Origin of the sequence: Haloarcula vallismortis ATCC 29715, assembly GCF_000337775.1 — an archaeon.
Classification (GTDB): Archaea; Halobacteriota; Halobacteria; order Halobacteriales; family Haloarculaceae; genus Haloarcula; species Haloarcula vallismortis.
Genome location: NZ_AOLQ01000059.1, coordinates 128,913 through 144,252, shown reverse-complemented (window position 1 = coordinate 144,252; position 15,340 = coordinate 128,913). Strand labels below are relative to the sequence as shown.

At 65.0% G+C, this 15,340-nt stretch carries 18 protein-coding genes; 8 read left to right on the top strand and 10 right to left on the bottom strand.

The annotated features are described in order from the left end of the window. Window positions 1-64: 64 nt before the first annotated feature. Both C437_RS14525 and C437_RS14520 read left to right on the top strand, forming a co-directional pair. Complete coding sequence (locus tag C437_RS14525) at window positions 65-376, top strand: DUF7521 family protein (protein ID WP_004517736.1); 312 nt, start codon at window positions 65-67, stop codon at window positions 374-376. Between the two features lie 76 nt (window positions 377-452). Then, complete coding sequence (locus C437_RS14520; RefSeq protein ID WP_004517735.1) at window positions 453-902, top strand: molybdopterin-binding protein; 450 nt, start codon at window positions 453-455, stop codon at window positions 900-902. A 14-nt stretch (window positions 903-916) separates the two neighbouring features. Here C437_RS14520 and C437_RS14515 read toward each other — a convergent pair whose 3' ends face one another. Both C437_RS14515 and C437_RS14510 read right to left on the bottom strand, forming a co-directional pair. Then, on the bottom strand, window positions 917-1,117 hold the full coding sequence (locus C437_RS14515) for a hypothetical protein (protein WP_004517734.1): 201 nt from the start codon (window positions 1,115-1,117) through the stop codon (window positions 917-919). A gap of 64 nt (window positions 1,118-1,181) precedes the next feature. Then, window positions 1,182-1,688: a hypothetical protein gene (locus C437_RS14510; RefSeq protein ID WP_004517733.1), complete on the bottom strand. Its 507-nt coding sequence runs from the start codon at window positions 1,686-1,688 to the stop codon at window positions 1,182-1,184. Between the two features lie 216 nt (window positions 1,689-1,904). On the opposite strand from C437_RS14510, the gene C437_RS14505 reads away from it, so the two are divergent. Next, a complete protein-coding gene (locus C437_RS14505) occupies window positions 1,905-2,762 on the top strand; it encodes a hypothetical protein (RefSeq protein WP_004517732.1) in 858 nt (285 codons plus the stop codon). A 12-nt stretch (window positions 2,763-2,774) separates the two neighbouring features. Here the strand turns inward: C437_RS14505 and C437_RS14500 are convergent, their stop codons facing one another. Both C437_RS14500 and C437_RS20685 read right to left on the bottom strand, forming a co-directional pair. After that, window positions 2,775-4,043 carry an HAD family hydrolase gene (locus C437_RS14500; RefSeq protein ID WP_004517731.1) on the bottom strand — a complete coding sequence of 423 codons (1,269 nt, stop codon included), beginning with the start codon at window positions 4,041-4,043 and terminating at the stop codon, window positions 2,775-2,777. Window positions 4,044-4,148: 105 nt separating this feature from the next. Further along, window positions 4,149-4,292 carry a hypothetical protein gene (locus C437_RS20685; protein WP_004517730.1) on the bottom strand — a complete coding sequence of 48 codons (144 nt, stop codon included), beginning with the start codon at window positions 4,290-4,292 and terminating at the stop codon, window positions 4,149-4,151. Between the two features lie 135 nt (window positions 4,293-4,427). Here C437_RS20685 and mutL point away from each other — a divergent pair, with 135 nt between their 5' ends. From mutL to ygfZ, 4 genes are all read left to right on the top strand, one after another. Beyond that, a complete protein-coding gene (gene mutL / locus C437_RS14495) occupies window positions 4,428-6,581 on the top strand; it encodes a DNA mismatch repair endonuclease MutL (RefSeq protein ID WP_004517729.1) in 2,154 nt (717 codons plus the stop codon). A gap of 72 nt (window positions 6,582-6,653) precedes the next feature. Beyond that, complete coding sequence (locus C437_RS14490) at window positions 6,654-7,598, top strand: sugar kinase (RefSeq protein ID WP_004517728.1); 945 nt, start codon at window positions 6,654-6,656, stop codon at window positions 7,596-7,598. A 51-nt stretch (window positions 7,599-7,649) separates the two neighbouring features. Further along, window positions 7,650-8,882 carry a carboxypeptidase regulatory-like domain-containing protein gene (locus C437_RS14485; protein ID WP_004517727.1) on the top strand — a complete coding sequence of 411 codons (1,233 nt, stop codon included), beginning with the start codon at window positions 7,650-7,652 and terminating at the stop codon, window positions 8,880-8,882. A gap of 38 nt (window positions 8,883-8,920) precedes the next feature. Beyond that, the gene (gene ygfZ, locus C437_RS14480; RefSeq protein WP_004517726.1) at window positions 8,921-10,006 is read left to right on the top strand and encodes a CAF17-like 4Fe-4S cluster assembly/insertion protein YgfZ; all 1,086 of its coding nucleotides are present in this window, start codon (window positions 8,921-8,923) and stop codon (window positions 10,004-10,006) included. 6 nt (window positions 10,007-10,012) lie between these two features. Here ygfZ and C437_RS14475 read toward each other — a convergent pair whose 3' ends face one another. The 6 genes from C437_RS14475 to C437_RS14450 form a co-directional block, all read right to left on the bottom strand. Continuing rightward, window positions 10,013-10,615: an IMPACT family protein gene (locus C437_RS14475; RefSeq protein WP_004517725.1), complete on the bottom strand. Its 603-nt coding sequence runs from the start codon at window positions 10,613-10,615 to the stop codon at window positions 10,013-10,015. Between the two features lie 66 nt (window positions 10,616-10,681). Continuing rightward, a complete protein-coding gene (locus tag C437_RS14470) occupies window positions 10,682-11,017 on the bottom strand; it encodes a 2Fe-2S iron-sulfur cluster binding domain-containing protein (protein WP_004517724.1) in 336 nt (111 codons plus the stop codon). A gap of 2 nt (window positions 11,018-11,019) precedes the next feature. Further along, window positions 11,020-11,373 carry a DUF4260 family protein gene (locus C437_RS14465; protein WP_004517723.1) on the bottom strand — a complete coding sequence of 118 codons (354 nt, stop codon included), beginning with the start codon at window positions 11,371-11,373 and terminating at the stop codon, window positions 11,020-11,022. Between the two features lie 39 nt (window positions 11,374-11,412). After that, entirely contained in the window at window positions 11,413-11,916 is a 504-nt protein-coding gene (locus tag C437_RS14460) for an ACT domain-containing protein (protein WP_004517722.1), read from the bottom strand. Window positions 11,917-11,991: 75 nt separating this feature from the next. Further along, on the bottom strand, window positions 11,992-12,579 hold the full coding sequence (gene hisB / locus C437_RS14455; protein WP_004517721.1) for an imidazoleglycerol-phosphate dehydratase HisB: 588 nt from the start codon (window positions 12,577-12,579) through the stop codon (window positions 11,992-11,994). A 42-nt stretch (window positions 12,580-12,621) separates the two neighbouring features. After that, window positions 12,622-13,383 (bottom strand): alpha/beta fold hydrolase, encoded by a 762-nt coding sequence (locus C437_RS14450; RefSeq protein WP_004517720.1) that lies wholly within the window; start codon window positions 13,381-13,383, stop codon window positions 12,622-12,624. A gap of 82 nt (window positions 13,384-13,465) precedes the next feature. Between C437_RS14450 and C437_RS14445 the strand changes: the two genes are divergently transcribed. Next, a complete protein-coding gene (locus C437_RS14445) occupies window positions 13,466-15,328 on the top strand; it encodes a cation:proton antiporter domain-containing protein (protein ID WP_004517719.1) in 1,863 nt (620 codons plus the stop codon). Window positions 15,329-15,340: the final 12 nt, after the last annotated feature.

Genomic DNA, 15,340 nt, shown 5'->3' with positions numbered 1-15,340 from the left:
TTCCCGGGACAGGACGAACAGGACACCGCGGACCGATTCACAAAAATGTGGGAGAATCTCTGATATGGTCGCTATCGAGACACTCATGAACTGGCTCATCACTGCCCTGGCGTTTGGCTCGACTGTACTGGGCGGGTACGTCGGCTACCAGGCTTACCGAGGGTATCGGCGGCACAACAGCCGTGCGATGCAGTACCTCTCTGTCGGGCTGTTCTGCCTCACAGCGGTGGCCTTCGTCGTCGCGTTCGTCGGTTCAGTCTTCCTCCGCCAGGGCCTGCTTCCCGGCCAGTTCCAGCAGCCGCTGACACTCGTCACTCGCGCCTTCCAGTTCGTTGGCGTGCTCTTTATCGCGTACTCGCTCCACTCACGGGAGTGACTCCGGGTGGTCTGCCCGGTAGACCACGCGCTCTAACGACGAACATCTCAAGTCCGTCCGGTCAGAAGCTGTAGCTATGGCACAAATGTCGGAGGAACGGCCGACGGTCCGCATCGACGGGGCCGACCCGCTACTGGTCCCCTGGGACGTGGCACCCGACCAGCTCCCGTTCGATGTCGTCCACGGACCAGTCGCATTCGAGTGTGCCTCCGGCGACCGGATCGAACGGAAGTACACCGGCGTCGCCGTCTTCGATCTGCTGGAAGCAGCGTCGATGCCCGGCGAGACGACCCACGTCCAGTTCGAGTCGGCGAACGGCGATCTGGCGTGTATCCCGCTCGTCGACCTCAACGGCGCAGTGCTCGCGCTGGGCGACGGCCCCGGAACTGAGCCGGAGCGACCCCGGTTCGTCTCGCCGCACGTCCTTGGCCCGCGAACGGTCAAGAACGTCTGCCGCCTGCGTCCGCGCACGCTCGCTGCCGGTGCTGACCGCGAGGCTTACGAGCGGTTGCCGCTGGACGAGTGACGCTAACCGGCTGATTACTCCAGCAGACCGATGTCCTTCGCGAGTCGGTCGGCAAGTTCCTCCAGTACAGCAGGGTCGACCTCGGCGACCGGGTCGCCGTCGTGAAGCTGCTCGTTGTGGCGCGCGACGGCGTCCTCGACATCGTCGAACGCCACCGAGGTCCGCGTCCCGCAGGCCTCGCACACGACCGGAATCTCGGGCTGGTCGGCTGTCATTGGCGGGAGTTTACCTCGCTCCCCGATAAACGGACCGGAGCGGCCGCCGGGCGCACGCCGGTCGTCACTCGAGCACGCTTTTGGGCCGCTTGAGATAGAACGCTTGCTCAGTGACGCGCTCATACACTGCATACAACGTCTCGACGGCGGCCGGGTCGGGGTCGAACCGCAGATGCGGAGCCATGTGGTATGCCTTGCAACTGGTCAGGAAGAAGTACAGCGTCCGGTGGTGGGCTGGCGTGGCGTCGACGACGCCCATCGACTGGTCGCCCAGATCGCCCGAAAAGTCGTTGAGCAGGGCGGCGATGTCGTCGTTCAACTCCTCGTCGGGCCGTGTGAGCGGCGCACCGAGGGTTTGCTGGAGGAACTCGCTGGTCGCCCGCAGAAACGGGTTCGAATCCATACCTGTGGGGTCTACAGCACTGAACGCGTCGTACAGGTCGAGCAGCGCCGTTAGTTCGTCGTCGGTCAGCGCGATGGGTTTGACCGGGTCACCCTGTGGGAGCGAGTAGTCCGGAAAAGAGTACGACTGCGGGTCCGGCACCTGCCCGAACACGGTATCAAGGCTCATGGTTGCAGTTCGGTCGGCGAACGCCTAACTGTTGGGTGGAGAGCGAGAGAGCGGAGCGGTCCCACCAGAACGCATATCCTGTTGTGTGTCAACATCTGAGCCGATGCCCTCCACCAGTCCAACGGTTGCCGCACAGTGACGGCTCGGCCCGATAGCACTACGTGTGCCACGGTCAGTATCAAACAAGCATTCGTGCCCAGCGAGGGCACGCGACTGATGCCGACGTTTACCACCCGACTGGCCGATGGTTGGAAGACGGCGGGCGAGAACATATCGCTAGTCCTGATTCCAATACTGCTTGCGGTCATGCAGACGGACAGTATCCGGCAAATACTCACCTACGACGGGGCTCACATCGGTGTCAAGTTCGGCGTCCCTGCGTCCGTTGTGACTATCTGGCAGTTCGTGAGTCTACCCGGCAGCGGTGTCACGACAAACACTGGCCTTCCACTGTCGGCCCCGTACGCGATGATAGTCATACCGGCTGTGATATTGCTGCGTGCCGGGCTGAGTGGAGGGTACTTCGGAACAATCGCCGCAGAGCTTCTTGATCGCCACGAGGGCTTTGCGATGAGCGCGATAGCTTACTTTGTCCCGTTTCTGGTGATAACTACCCTCCCGTATATTGTTCTCGCCCCACTGGCACTGGGACTGTTTGGCTTCGGGAGCCTCGGTGACGGGGGCGCAGTGGTCGGCGCCGTGTTCCTTTTGATTCCAGCGTTCATCGCCGCCGGCTATCTGTTTTGGGCCACGCCGTATTTGATTGTCCTGCGCCGGACTGGGGTGGTAGCAGCGGCCAGGGGCTCGTACAAACTGGCCGTCAATGGCGGGCCATATCTCTCCTACACAATCGGCTACGTGGGACTCGTGTTGCTCGTCTCAGCAGTGGCGACCGCTGTCGTCGTCAACCTTCCTACGGTCGGCATACCCTTCGGAATCCTGATTGGGGGGGTTCTGGGGCTAACCCTCAACGTCACGACGATGCGGTTCGTTGCTGATATCGACCCGGAGTCCCCCGCTGCCGGCGGGTGGTCCGAACAGCACCGCAGCAGCGAAGCCCCAATCAACACGTAGGGCGTCGGTAGCTCACTCGCCGTGCTTGTCCAGTTGCTCGACAAGGCTGATACCGTAGACAGTCCGCAGGACCGTACTGGCGTCGCCGGCCTCGTACACCAGATCGTCGCGCGAACTGACGTGATCGAGTACGTCGGGCGAGGAATGGGCGGGGGCGGCGGCGATACCGGCGTCGTTTTCGTCGATCCAGCGCATCACCCGCAAGTCACTCTTGCTGTCGCCCATCACGAGCGCGAACGGGTCGTCGATGCCGAGCACGTCGAAGGCCTCCTCGACGCCGGCGGATTTATCGAGTTCAAGGCTCACAAGTTCGGCCGCGTCGCCCTCGTAGTAGCCCAGGTCGACGCGTTCGAGGATGTCCCGGAACGCCTCGGGCGCGTTGTCGATGTCGGCGTCGGTCGACAGGTCGCCCGCCGCCAAGACATCGAGAATCTCCGGGTCGCGGCTGAAGTAGGCTCGTGCGTACGCTGCCGGGTCCGACACCTCAGCCTCGACTTGCCCGGCGATAGCGTCGCCAACTAAACCACAGAGGTACCGAAGGGACTCATCGATGACTTCGACGGCGTTGTCGCTGCCGACCTCGGCGTTAGGTTTCAGCGTGACGTTGAACTCGTTGCCCTGGAGGTGACAGCGCTTCCCGACGGCGTCGGGAGCCTCAGAGAGGACTCGGCGGCGGACAGTCTCGAATACGGCCACGACTGCGTCGTCGAGGCGCTCGTAGAGAAGTCGCTTGGTGTTTTGGCCGTGTTTGGGCGTGAACACGCCGTTACCGGACTCGTAGACGATGCTCATCTGTCCGGAGGAAACGAGGTCGTTGCCAAGGCCCTGTATCATGAATCCCTTGACGTTCTCCAGGGTCTGGCCGGTACAGACGACGATGGGGACGCCCGCTTCGTGGAACTGCGTCAGGAGATACAGCGTATCGCGGGGGATTTCGTTGTCGGTGTCGCCGGCCGACCGGAGCGTCTCGTCGACGTCCAGCACAAGCACGTTCACCGCCCGGTCGTACTTCGAATAGAGGTCAAGCGCGGTGAAGGCCTCGTCGCGGGTCAGTCGGGCCGCGATTTCCGCGTAGGTCTCACCGGTCCCGGAGAATTCCGCTGTGATGTCGGCCTTGAGGGCGTCGAGGCGGTCGCTGGCGGTCTCCCACTGTTCCAGCGCGACAGTCGAGCTGAGCGGGGGAAACAGGTCGACGAACTCCTGATAGCCACGCAGTGTCGTCGTGTCTACGCTCTTGTAGAGACGGTATAGCTGGTCGTATTGTTCCATGTCGAGATCCACAGGATACTGGCGACTAACGGCGAACGTACTTTAGCTATCGGGTTTGGGTCACTCACACACAACAAAAATGGCTGGTTGCCAACGCCGCTGCCGAGGGGAACCCTGCTACGCCTCGTCGCCGCCGTCGGTCAGCACCTCGTTTTCGGGCGCCTCCTCGTTGAGGAAGGATGGCAGTTCCTCCTCGTCCTCGTCAGTTGCCTCGTCGTCTGCCGTTGCTTCGGTCCAGGAGCGTTCTGTGTGGTGGCACATGGGTCGTCACCATGCGAGGGTCAGGACTGTTCTGTGTTAACTATTTCCATGATGAGACTGATACACCCGCTTGAGGGCAGACAGTATCAAGTCGCTTCGCCCGTTAGCCGGTAGCAATCACATGGGGAGGCACGAATGACCGATATCCAGCGGCTCGACGACCGGACCGTCGAACGCATCGCGGCCGGCGAGGTGGTCGAGCGGCCGGCCTCCGTCGTCAAGGAACTTGTCGAGAACGCCATCGACGCCGACGCGAACCGAGTCGAGGTTGTCGTTGAAGCCGGCGGAACCGACGGGATTCGCGTCACGGACGACGGCGTGGGGATGGACCGCGACGCTGTCAAGACGGCCGTCGAGAAACACACCACCTCGAAGATCCGTGACATCGCGGACCTGGAGGGTGGCGTGGGAACGCTCGGGTTCCGCGGCGAGGCCCTGCACGCGATTGGCGCAGTGTCGCGGCTGACGGTCCGAACCAGACCCCGCGGCGGCGACGTCGGCACCGAACTGGTGCTGGAAGGCGGCGACGTTACGTCAGTCGGCCCCGCCGGCTGTCCGGAGGGGACGACGATAGCGGTCGAAGACCTCTTTTATAACGTCCCGGCCCGCCGGAAGTACCTCAAACAGGAGTCGACGGAGTTCGCACACGTCAACACCGTCGTCGCCAGTTACGCCCTGGCGAACCCCGACGTGGCCGTCTCGCTGACCCACGGCGACCGCGAGACGTTTTCGACGACCGGCCAGGGCGACCTGCGCGAGACGGTGATGTCCGTCTACGGGCGGGAGGTCGCCGAGTCGATGATTTCAGTCGGTGCGGGTTCGGGAGCGAACGCGGGTGACGACGAGACAGACAGTTTCCCCGACGGGCCACTCGACGGCGTTCACGGCCTCGTATCCCACCCCGAGACGAACCGCGCCGGCCGCGAGTACCTCTCGACGTACGTCAACGGCCGCTACGTCAGGGCCGGCACCGTTCGAGACGCCGTCATCGACGCCTACGGCACCCAGATCGCCCCGGACCGCTACCCCTTCGCCGTCCTCTTTCTGGACGTGCCCGCGGGCGACGTGGACGTGAACGTCCACCCCCGCAAGCTAGAGGTCCGCTTCGCCGACGACGAGGGCGTTCGCGAGCAGGTCCGGACTGCCGTCGAGGATGCGCTGTTACGGGAAGGGCTCCTGCGCTCGACAGCCCCGCGTGGCCGGTCGGCACCCGAGCAGACCGAGATAACGCCGGAGTCAGACGGAGCGAGCGAGCGAGAGCGCCAGCCGTCGCGTTCTGACGACCGGGACACCGCAGACGAAACAGCAACGACAGCGCGGACGGACAGCACAACAGCGGAGCACAGTGTTGAGACGACGATACAGGAGTCGGATGCTGCTCCCACAGAGCGACCTGACGGCCCTCAGGCCGAGACAGCAGGTCACCAGTCCTCTGACACGACCGTCTCAGATCAGTCAGTCGATCCGAACCGGGCCTCCGCGGCCGAGGCGAACGACGACGCGTCAGGCAACTCCGGGGAGCGGCAGGCAGGGGGTAGCGTTTTGGGTGGAGATAGCGATGATGGAGGCTCCGAAGCGTCCGGAACGGCCCGGACAGAGAGCACGCGCGAGGACTGGAAGTTCACCGGCGGACAGGAGCAGGTACGCCTCGGCGACAGACCGGAAGCGACCCACGAGTCACTGCCTTCGATGCGGATTCTCGGACAGTTAGCCGACACCTACGTCGTCGCGGAGACAGACGACGGCCTCGTACTGGTCGACCAACACGCGGCGGACGAGCGGGTCAACTACGAACGGCTCAAGGCCAAGTTCGAGGGCGAAACCACGACGCAGGCACTCGCCGACCCCGTCGAACTGGAACTGACCGCGCGTGAGGCCGAGGTGTTCGACCGGCGCAGCGACGCGCTGGCAAGTCTGGGGTTCCACACGGCCCGGACGGGTGAGCGAAGCGTCGAGGTCCGAACCCTCCCGGGCGTCATCGCCGATGTGGCCGGTCCAGACATCGTCAGAGATGTACTGGGTGCCTTTGTCGCCGGCGACGACGAAGCGGCGGCGACAGTCGAGGCTGCGGCCGACGAACTGCTCGGCGACCTGGCGTGTTACCCCTCCGTGACCGGAAACACGTCGCTGACTGAGGGCTCCGTCAGGGAGTTGCTCGCTGCGCTAGATGAGTGCGAGAACCCCTACGCATGTCCTCACGGGCGGCCGACGGTTATTCACATCGACCGGCAAGAGCTCGAAGACCGGTTCGAACGTGATTACCCCGGACACGGCGGTCGGCGGCGATAGCGAGGGTCTGTCCTCGACACAGCAGTCGATACAGCCGATTAAACTAAACCTACGTCTCCCGATGCACGCGGTATGTCACTTGTAACGTTCGGCGAGACCGCTCTCAGATTTGCACCCCCAGACGGACAGCGGTTCGAAACGGCCCGCGAGGCGTCGATTCGCGTCGACGGGACAGCGAGCGGGGTTGCGGCGACGGCCGGCCGACTCGGGGCTGACGCACGGTGGTTGTCGAAGGTCCCGGACACGCCACTCGGGCGGCGCGTCGTCGCGGAACTCCACGAGTTCGGGCTGGAGACAGACATTGTCTGGGCAGAGCCAGACGTCGGACGGCAGGGGCTCACCTTCCACGAGGACGCCGACCCGCCCCGTACCGAGCGGCTGCTACAGGACCGTGGCGACACCGCGATGGCGACGCTGACGCCCGGTGAGTTGCCGATGGGGGAGATACAGAACGCAGACGTAGTGTTCACCTCGGGCGCAACCCTCTCACTGTCTGACACAGCCGCCGACACGACGGGGGCGTTGCTCAGAGCGGCCGCAGGGATGCGAGCATTCGATCTCGATTTCCACCCTGGGCTGTGGGACGCCGACGACGCGCGGGCCGCTCTCGATGGCCTGCTTCCGGCTGTCGACACCCTCTTTGCCGCCGAAGAGCAGGTCTCAGCGGTGTTTGACACAACGGGGAGCCCGCGAGAAGTCGTGCACACGCTCGCAACAGAGTACGATCTCACCCGCGTGATTCTCACACGGAGCGAGTACGGTGCGGTAGCCTACCACGACGGCGTCATTCACGAGCAGGATGCCATCGAAACGACCGCAGTCGACGAATCGGGACAACACGAGGCGTTCATCGGCGCGACGCTCCAGCAACTGGCCGCCGGTGCTGACACGGACGAAGCGCTGCTCCACGGCGTCGCGGCGGCAGCACTCTCTCGAACAATGGCCGGGCCGTTGACGCCACTCGAGCCGTCTGAAGTTGAGCGGGTCGTCGGTTCACAGCAGTCTAGGCGGCCGTAGGGAGTTCCTACCGGCAGTACTGATTTACGTCCACTCTTTTAATAATCAGGTATGCTCGGCCACCGTGCTGTGTTACCAACTGTACTGCTGACACTGCTGGTAGGGGCCGGTGTGCTGATGGGAACAGCTGCCGCACAGTCGCAAGTGACACTCACCGTTACCGTAGTCGATCAGGATGGTGACCCGCTCAGCGGTATCGATATCTCGGCGACGTGGGACGACGGCGCGGGCGGGCCGTCCAACGAGACGACTCGGGCAAACGGGCAGGCACTTATCGATGTCCCCGAGGGGGCGGACATCATGCTCCAGATAGATGACGACGAGTACGTCAGAAACACCCCCTACGTCGTCGAGGATGCCGAGTCGGAATCCGTCGAGATGACGGTTTCGGAGGCAGCGACAGCCACAGTCAGCGCGGTGACGGCGGACGGCCAGCCGGCCGAAAACGCCCGAATCCGGCTGTATCGGGACGGGAGCTACGTAGTCGACAGGAACGCGGGCAGCGACGGGACCATTACCACACAGCCCGTCGAGGAAGGCGAGTACAGTGTCATCGTCACCAAGCCGGGGTTCTACCGCAACCTGACGAAAGTGGAGGTTAGCGACGAGACGACCACGACAGTCGAAATACGGGAGGGGTCGGTCCTGCTGCAAGCCACAGTCGTCGATGAACACTTCAACGACTCCAGACCGATCCGGGACGCGACCGTTCGGGTCGAATCGGACAGCGGATTCGACGGCACCGTGCCGACACTCTCCGACGGGACGGCGTCGGTCAGCGTGCCGGTCAACGACCGGTACGACCTCACAGTGACAAAGGAAGGCTACGAGACGGCCGAGAGACGCGTCAGGGTGGCTGAAGACGAAACGTCGATCGACGTAGATATCCGGCGTACTCCGGAGATTACGCTCACGCCGGACAACAGACAGGTCGTCGTCGACGCGAACGTGCGGTTCACGGTCACCGACGAGTACGACGAACCAGTGGCGAACGCGACCGTGTCTCGGAACGGAACCGAAGTCGGACAGACTGACGCGGACGGCGAGGTAACGGCAACGGTTCCCGCAGCCGGTAACGTCACTTTCACCGCGACAGCCGGAGATCTCACCACGACGACGAACGTGACCGCGTTCAGGCCGGGCGAGGAGACGACGAACGGGGCAGCGACGACGCCAGAACAGACGGAGACCGAAACGACGGACGGTAGCGGCCCGGGCTTCACTGTCGCCCTGACGATGGCCGCACTGCTCGTAGCGACCGCCCTCGCACACCGGCGGCGCTAACGGGACGTTTTTCCCCGCGAGGGCCGCACATCCGTACAATGACTGTTCTCGAGTCCGTTCACGAGGCCCACGGAGCGACGTTCAGGGAGGTCGGCGGTCGACGCGTCGTTGACAACTACGGGCGACCGGAGCGGACCCACCGCGCGGTTCGGAACGTCGTCGGAGCGATAGAGTACGGCTACGGCGTAATCGTCGTCACCGGCGAGGACCGCGTCGACTACGTCGACAACGCCGTCTCGAACCACGTCCCGGAAGAGGACGGCGCGGGCTGCTACGCGCTCTTACTCGACCCTGACGGCCGCGTCGACACGGACATGTACGTGTACAACGCCGACGAGCGCCTGCTCGTGTTTACGCCGCCACAGAAGGCCGAGGACCTCGCCGCCGACTGGGCGGACAAGACCTTCATTCAGGATGTCGAGTTCGAGGTGGCGACTGACGACTTCGCCGTCTTCGGCGTCCACGGGCCGAAGGCGACCGAGAAAATCGCCAGCGTCCTCCACCAGACCGGGACCCCGCCCGCGCCGCTGACCTTCGAGCGGGGCGAACTCGGCGACGCCGGCGTCTCCGTTATCCGGACAGACAACCTCACCGGCGAGGAGAGCTACGACGTGGTCTGTAGCGCCGATGACGCCGAGCCCGTCTTCGACACGCTGGTCAACCGCGGACTCAACGCCGTCCCCTTCGGCTACCGGACCTGGGAGACGCTGACGCTGGAAGCCGGGACACCGCTGTTCGATAGCGAAATAGAGGGCGCGCTTCCGAACGATCTCGGCCTCCGCAACGCGCTGGACTTCCAAAAGGGCTGTTACGTCGGTCAGGAAGTCGTGTCCCGTATCGAGAACCGCGGCCACCCGACCCAGCGGCTGGTGGGTCTCGCCGTCGAAGCCGTCCCGGAACCCGGTGCCGCAGTGTTCGCCGGCGATGAGCACGTCGGCGACGTGACCCGCGCGGGCCAGAGCCCGATGCGTGAGGCCCCGATTGCGCTGGCGAATCTCAGTTGGGAGCGCCCCGAAGCCGCACTGACCATCCGCGTCGACGGCGAGCCGGTCAGCGCACAGCAGGTCGACCTGCCATTTATCAGCGGGTCAGCGCAGTCGGCGCGGCTGCCGACCTACGAGTAGCGGAGGTCACTCCATCTCGATAGCCGCTCGTCCGCTGGTCGCGCTCCGAATCCGGTCCCGCAGGTCGCTCCCGTCGACGGTTGGCACGCGGACCTCGAAGACCACCTCGGCCTCGTAGTCAGCCTCGAACTCGACACCTGCCGATTCCAGCACGCTCCGAACGCTCCCGGAGTCGTCGTAGGCGACGGTTACGGTGAACTGCTCGTGGGGCACCTCCTCGACGACGCCGGCGTCGTCGACGCCCTCTTTCACCGCTCTGGAGTAGGCACTGGCGAGGCCGCCGACGCCGAGGTTCGTCCCGCCGTAGTAGCGCGTGACGACGGCGACGACGTTCTCAATCTCGCGTTGCTGGAGGACGTTCAGCGCGGGGTCGCCGGCGCTGCCGCTCGGCTCCCCGTCGTCGCTGGAATACTCCCGAAAAGGGTCCGCTCGGACACGGTAGGCGGGGACGTTGTGGGTCGCGTCGGCGTACTCCTCGCCGACGGCGTCGGCGAACGCCTCGGCGTCGTCGACCGTCGCCGCAGGCGAAACGTGGCCGATGAACTCCGAGCCCCGCACCTCGAAGCGCGCTTCGCCGCGGCCCGGAACGGTCAGGTAGCTGTCCGTCACGGGCTGGTGTAGGCCCGGCCGCGGAATAGCGTTTGTCGTTGCGCCGTCTGTGAGCATGGCCTCGAATCAGTCCGTGTCGTCGCCGGACTGTCGCGACCCCCAGACCCGCTTGTCAAGCAGTTTGACCGACATTCCGTCCCGGACCCGGAGCTGACAGGAGAGTCGGGGGTAGCCAAACCGGTCGGCGAGGTCGTCGTGCCAGTGGTCGGGCGCGGGCGGTTCGGCGAGACGGACGCCACAGGTGGCACAGATGCCGCGGCCGCCGCAGTTGACCCGCTCCGCGTAGCGGCCGTGTGGCGAGAAGCCGGCATCGAGCAGCACATCCCGGAGGACAGCCCCGGGTTCGGCGGTGAGTTCGTGCGTTTCGCCTGCGGGCGTCTCGACAGTGAGCGTTGCCGGCATGGTCAGAGCCGCTGGACGTGCGTGTCGCCGAACTCTCGGTCGGCGTACTTCAGCCCGAAGCCGAACAGGCGGTCCGCCCCGATGTGGGCGGTCCAGACGAGCGCTGCGCCGACGGCGATGTCTACCGCGGCGGTAATACCTGCGACGGCCAGCAACCCCGGACCGAGGTACGTGTGGACCACGTTGTAGCTGGCCGCTCCAACGCGTGTGCTGTGGAGATAGCTCACCATCGAGAGGTCGGGGAGCAAGATCAGGGCGAGAAAGATGAGCAAGGACCGCCCTTGCAGGGCGTAGAGCCCGGTCGCCCCGGCCCCGACGAGCGCGCCTTCGAGTCGGACGAGCGTTCGCGGATGCATACCGGACCGTCGGCGGGGACCGGCAAAAATCGGCCGGCGCTACGCCAGCTCGATGGTGCGGACGAACGCAAGGCGGCGAATCTCGTTGATGAGGTCGCCGGGCAGTTCTTCGTCGGTGATGACGTACAGTTTCGGCTCGTCGGTGAACTCGGGGTCCTCGCTCAGGACCTGCCGGATAGAGATGCCGTGGTCGGCGATAGCCGACGTGACCGTCGAGACGATGCCGGACTCGTCGGCGGCGCGGACAGTGACCGTCACTGCGTGCAGGTCGAGCACCGGCGCGAGGTCGAGCAGGCTCGGCACGGAGGAGATGTTGCGGAAGATGCGCCGGAGGTCGTCGTCGTCGAGTATCGCGTCCGTCGTGGCGTTGACCACGCGGCGGTCGACGCCGGCCTCGCGGGCGATGCCCGTGTTCGGGATTTCGATGCCGCCTGAGACGACGCGGCCGTCCGCGTTGACGGAGAACCCTCGTTCCAGCAACAAACGGATGACGTCCTGCTGGCCAGGGGAGTCCTCGAATTTCTGCATAATCTCGTCGAACATACGGAGTGGTTGACGTGGGGCCACTAATCGGTGCCGCCAGCAGTCGAAACAGCGACGGCTTCCCACCGCTGGCGACTACAGTTCGCCTTTCGTACTCGCCACGTCGGACCGGCGCTCGTCGATGCGAGTCGCGTCATCGAGTGCCCGTGCAAGTCCCTTGAACAGCGCCTCGATCTCGTGGTGGGCGTTCTCGCCCTCGACGCCGCAGTGCAGCGTCAGCCCGGCGTTCATCGACAGTGAGCGACAGAAGTGCTTCGCCATATGGCTGGTCATCCCGCCGACCGCGGCCTGTGAGAACTCGCCGTCGAACTCGAAGTACGGCCGCCCGGAGATGTCGACGACGACGCTTGCAACGGCTTCGTCAAGCGGGACCTTGCGGTCGGCGAACCGGCGGATGCCGCGCTTGTCATCCAGCGCCTCGGTGACCGCCTCGCCGAGCGTGATGGCGACATCCTCGACGGTGTGGTGGTCGTCGATGTCCAGGTCGCCGTCGCACTGCACGGTCAGGTCGAACAGCCCGTGGGTCGAAAACGAGTCGAGCATGTGGTCGAAAAAGCCGATACCGGTGTCGATGGTACTGTCGCCGTCGCCGTCGATATCGAGCGTGACCTCGATGTCCGTCTCGGCCGTGGTCCGCGTGACGGCCGCCGTCCGGTCAGTCATACTTAGCACGTATCAGGCCGCGTATTTGTGGATTGCGTCCGGTCAGTCGGTCTGCTCGTCAAGAAACGCGAGCAGTCGGTCGGTCACCGCCGGCGCGTACTCGATGTAACAGCAGTGGCGACCCTCGACGGCCTCCCCGGTCCCGCGGGGGAGGTCGGCGGCCAGCGATTGCGCGGCGTCAGATTTGACGACGGGGTCGTTCAGGCCGTAGTACACCTCGGCAGGCTGGGTAATCTCATACAGCGGCGGTGAATCGAAGCCGGTCATTGCGCCGGCCTGTGCCGCGCGCGCCTCGCCGGTCGCGTCCTCCTCGGCGCGCCAGCCTGCGATTTGCTCCATGAGGTCCGGGTCGTGGTCACGGAATGCCGGCGAAAACGCACCTTCGAGCGATGATGGAGCGTCCAGCGCGAGCGAATCGAGTTTCTCCCGATCGACCGCATCGCCAGATCCCGCCGTACAGTACAGCGTCAGCGAGCGGGCGCGGTTGTACTGGTGAGCATACTTGAGCGCGACCATCCCGCCGAGGCCGGCCCCGACGAGGTGGGCGCTCCCGACGCCGTGGTCGGCCAGCACGGCTTCGAGGTCGGCAGTCAGCGTTTCTACGTCATATGGTCCCGCCGGCGCGTCCGACCGGCCGGTCCCGCGGAGGTCCCACACAACCGTCTCGTACGGGCCGGCGACGGCGTCGTAGTGCCAGCCCCAGAGCCACGCACCGTACCCCACGTCGTTGATAAACACGACAGTGGGGCCGTCGCCGTCAGCCTCGTAGTAGAGGGATACGTCGCGGTTACGTGTGGTCGGCATTGGCTGTCGATTCCCGCGCCGGCAGTGTGTCTCTTTCGGTGAGTAGGTCTTTGTCGGTGGCTGTCGAAGGGCCGCCCGTCCCGTGTCCGGAGCAGCATCACTTATCGGCGCTGTCGTGCTGGTTGTGAGCCTGGGTGTCGCCGCGCAACTGGTCGCCGACTGGCTCCAGATTCCGAGCGTCGCGTTCCTGCTGATCGCCGGCGTCCTCGTCGGCCCGCAGGCGCTCGACCTTGTCGACCCCGCGATATTCGGACAGGCGGGCCTACAGGCTATCGTCGGCCTCAGCGTCGGTATCATCGTCTTCGAGGGAGCGTTCCACCTCACCGTCGAGCGGGTCCGTGAAGCGTCCAGAGAGGCACTGGGACTGGTGACAGTCGGCGCATTCGTCTCGCTCGTCGGGACTGCCGTCGCCGTCAAGGTCGTGTTCGGGACGACGTGGCCGGTGGCCGTCCTCGTCGGGAGCCTGCTGATCGCCACCGGACCGACGGTCATCACACCGATTATGCAAGTGGTCCCGGTCAGAGATCGGGTCGCCGCCGCACTGGAAACAGAGGGTATCATCAACGACGTGACCGCCGCTATCCTCGCCGTGGCGACGTTCGAGTTCGTCATCGCAAGCCAGTCCTCACCGCTGGTCGTCGTCGAGGCGTTCGTCGCCCGGCTGGCCGTCGGCCACATCGTCGGTATCGCCGTCGGCGGTGGCATCACACTCCTGCTCCAGCGGTGGCACCTTTCGGCGGATAATGCCCTGCAAAACGCCCGGGTCGTGGTTCTGACCGCGGCGCTGCTGGCGTACGCGCTGGGGAGCATGTGGCTCTCTGAGGCCGGTATTGCAGCCGCCGCCGTCGCCGGAATCGTGCTCGGGAACGCTGACATTCCCCACGAAGAGGAGATTGCCGACTTCAAAGGCGGGATTACGCTGTTTGTCCTCTCGTTCGTATTCATCGTGCTGGCCGCCCAGCTATCGCTCGGTGACCTGCGTGCGCTCGGGTTTGGCGGCCTCGTCGTCGTCATCGCCGTCGTCGCGCTCGTCCGCCCGCTTGGCGTGTTCCTCTCGACGCTGGGCGGGCGGCTGACGGTTCGCGAGCGGATGTTCGTCGGCGCAATGGGGCCGCGAGGTATCGTCCCGGCCAGCGTCGCCACGCTGTTCGCCATCGAACTGCGACCCGAAAATCCGGACGCTGCGGCGGTCCTCGTCGGCACTGTCTTTCTCGTCATCTTCGCGACCGTCATGTTTCAAGGCGGGCTGGCGCGTCACTTCGCACAAGCACTCGATATCCTGCCCATGCAAACACTCATCGTCGGTGGCGGCCGTGTCGGCCGGGAACTGGCAGTACGCTACGAATCGCGTGGCGAGGAAGTCGTTCTCATCGACAGCGACGAAGATACGGTCGAGCGGACCCGCGCCGAGGGCCACCGCGTCGTCCACGGGGACGCGACAAACGCGAGCGTCCTCGAAGAAGCAGGGGCGGGCCGGGCATCAGTCGTCGTCGCCGCGACCGCGGACGATGACGTAAACCTGCTCGTCGCACAGCTGGCGATGACCCGGTTCGGCGTCGATACCGTGGTCGCCAGAGCGAACCAGCCGGACAACGTCGAGGCCTTCGCGGACCTCAATGTCGAGACTATCTCGGCGAGCTTCGCCGTCGCCGACGCCATCGACGACGCGGTCGAGCGGCCGTCTCTCGCTCACTGGCTGTCGGACTCCGGTCGTACCGGGGACGTACTGGAGGTCGAACTCAGGAACGACTCACTGACCGACCGGCCGATAGAAGAGGTCGCCGAGACGCTCCCGGACGGCTGTCTGGTCGCGATGGTAAGCCGTGACGGAACCGACAGAGTCCCCGACAGCGACTTCCGCCTCGCGAGCGGCGACCACCTGACGCTCGTCTGCGAGACTAACGAGGCGATGCAGGACGCCAGAAGACTGTGTCAGGGCGACTAGGGCGGGACAGGA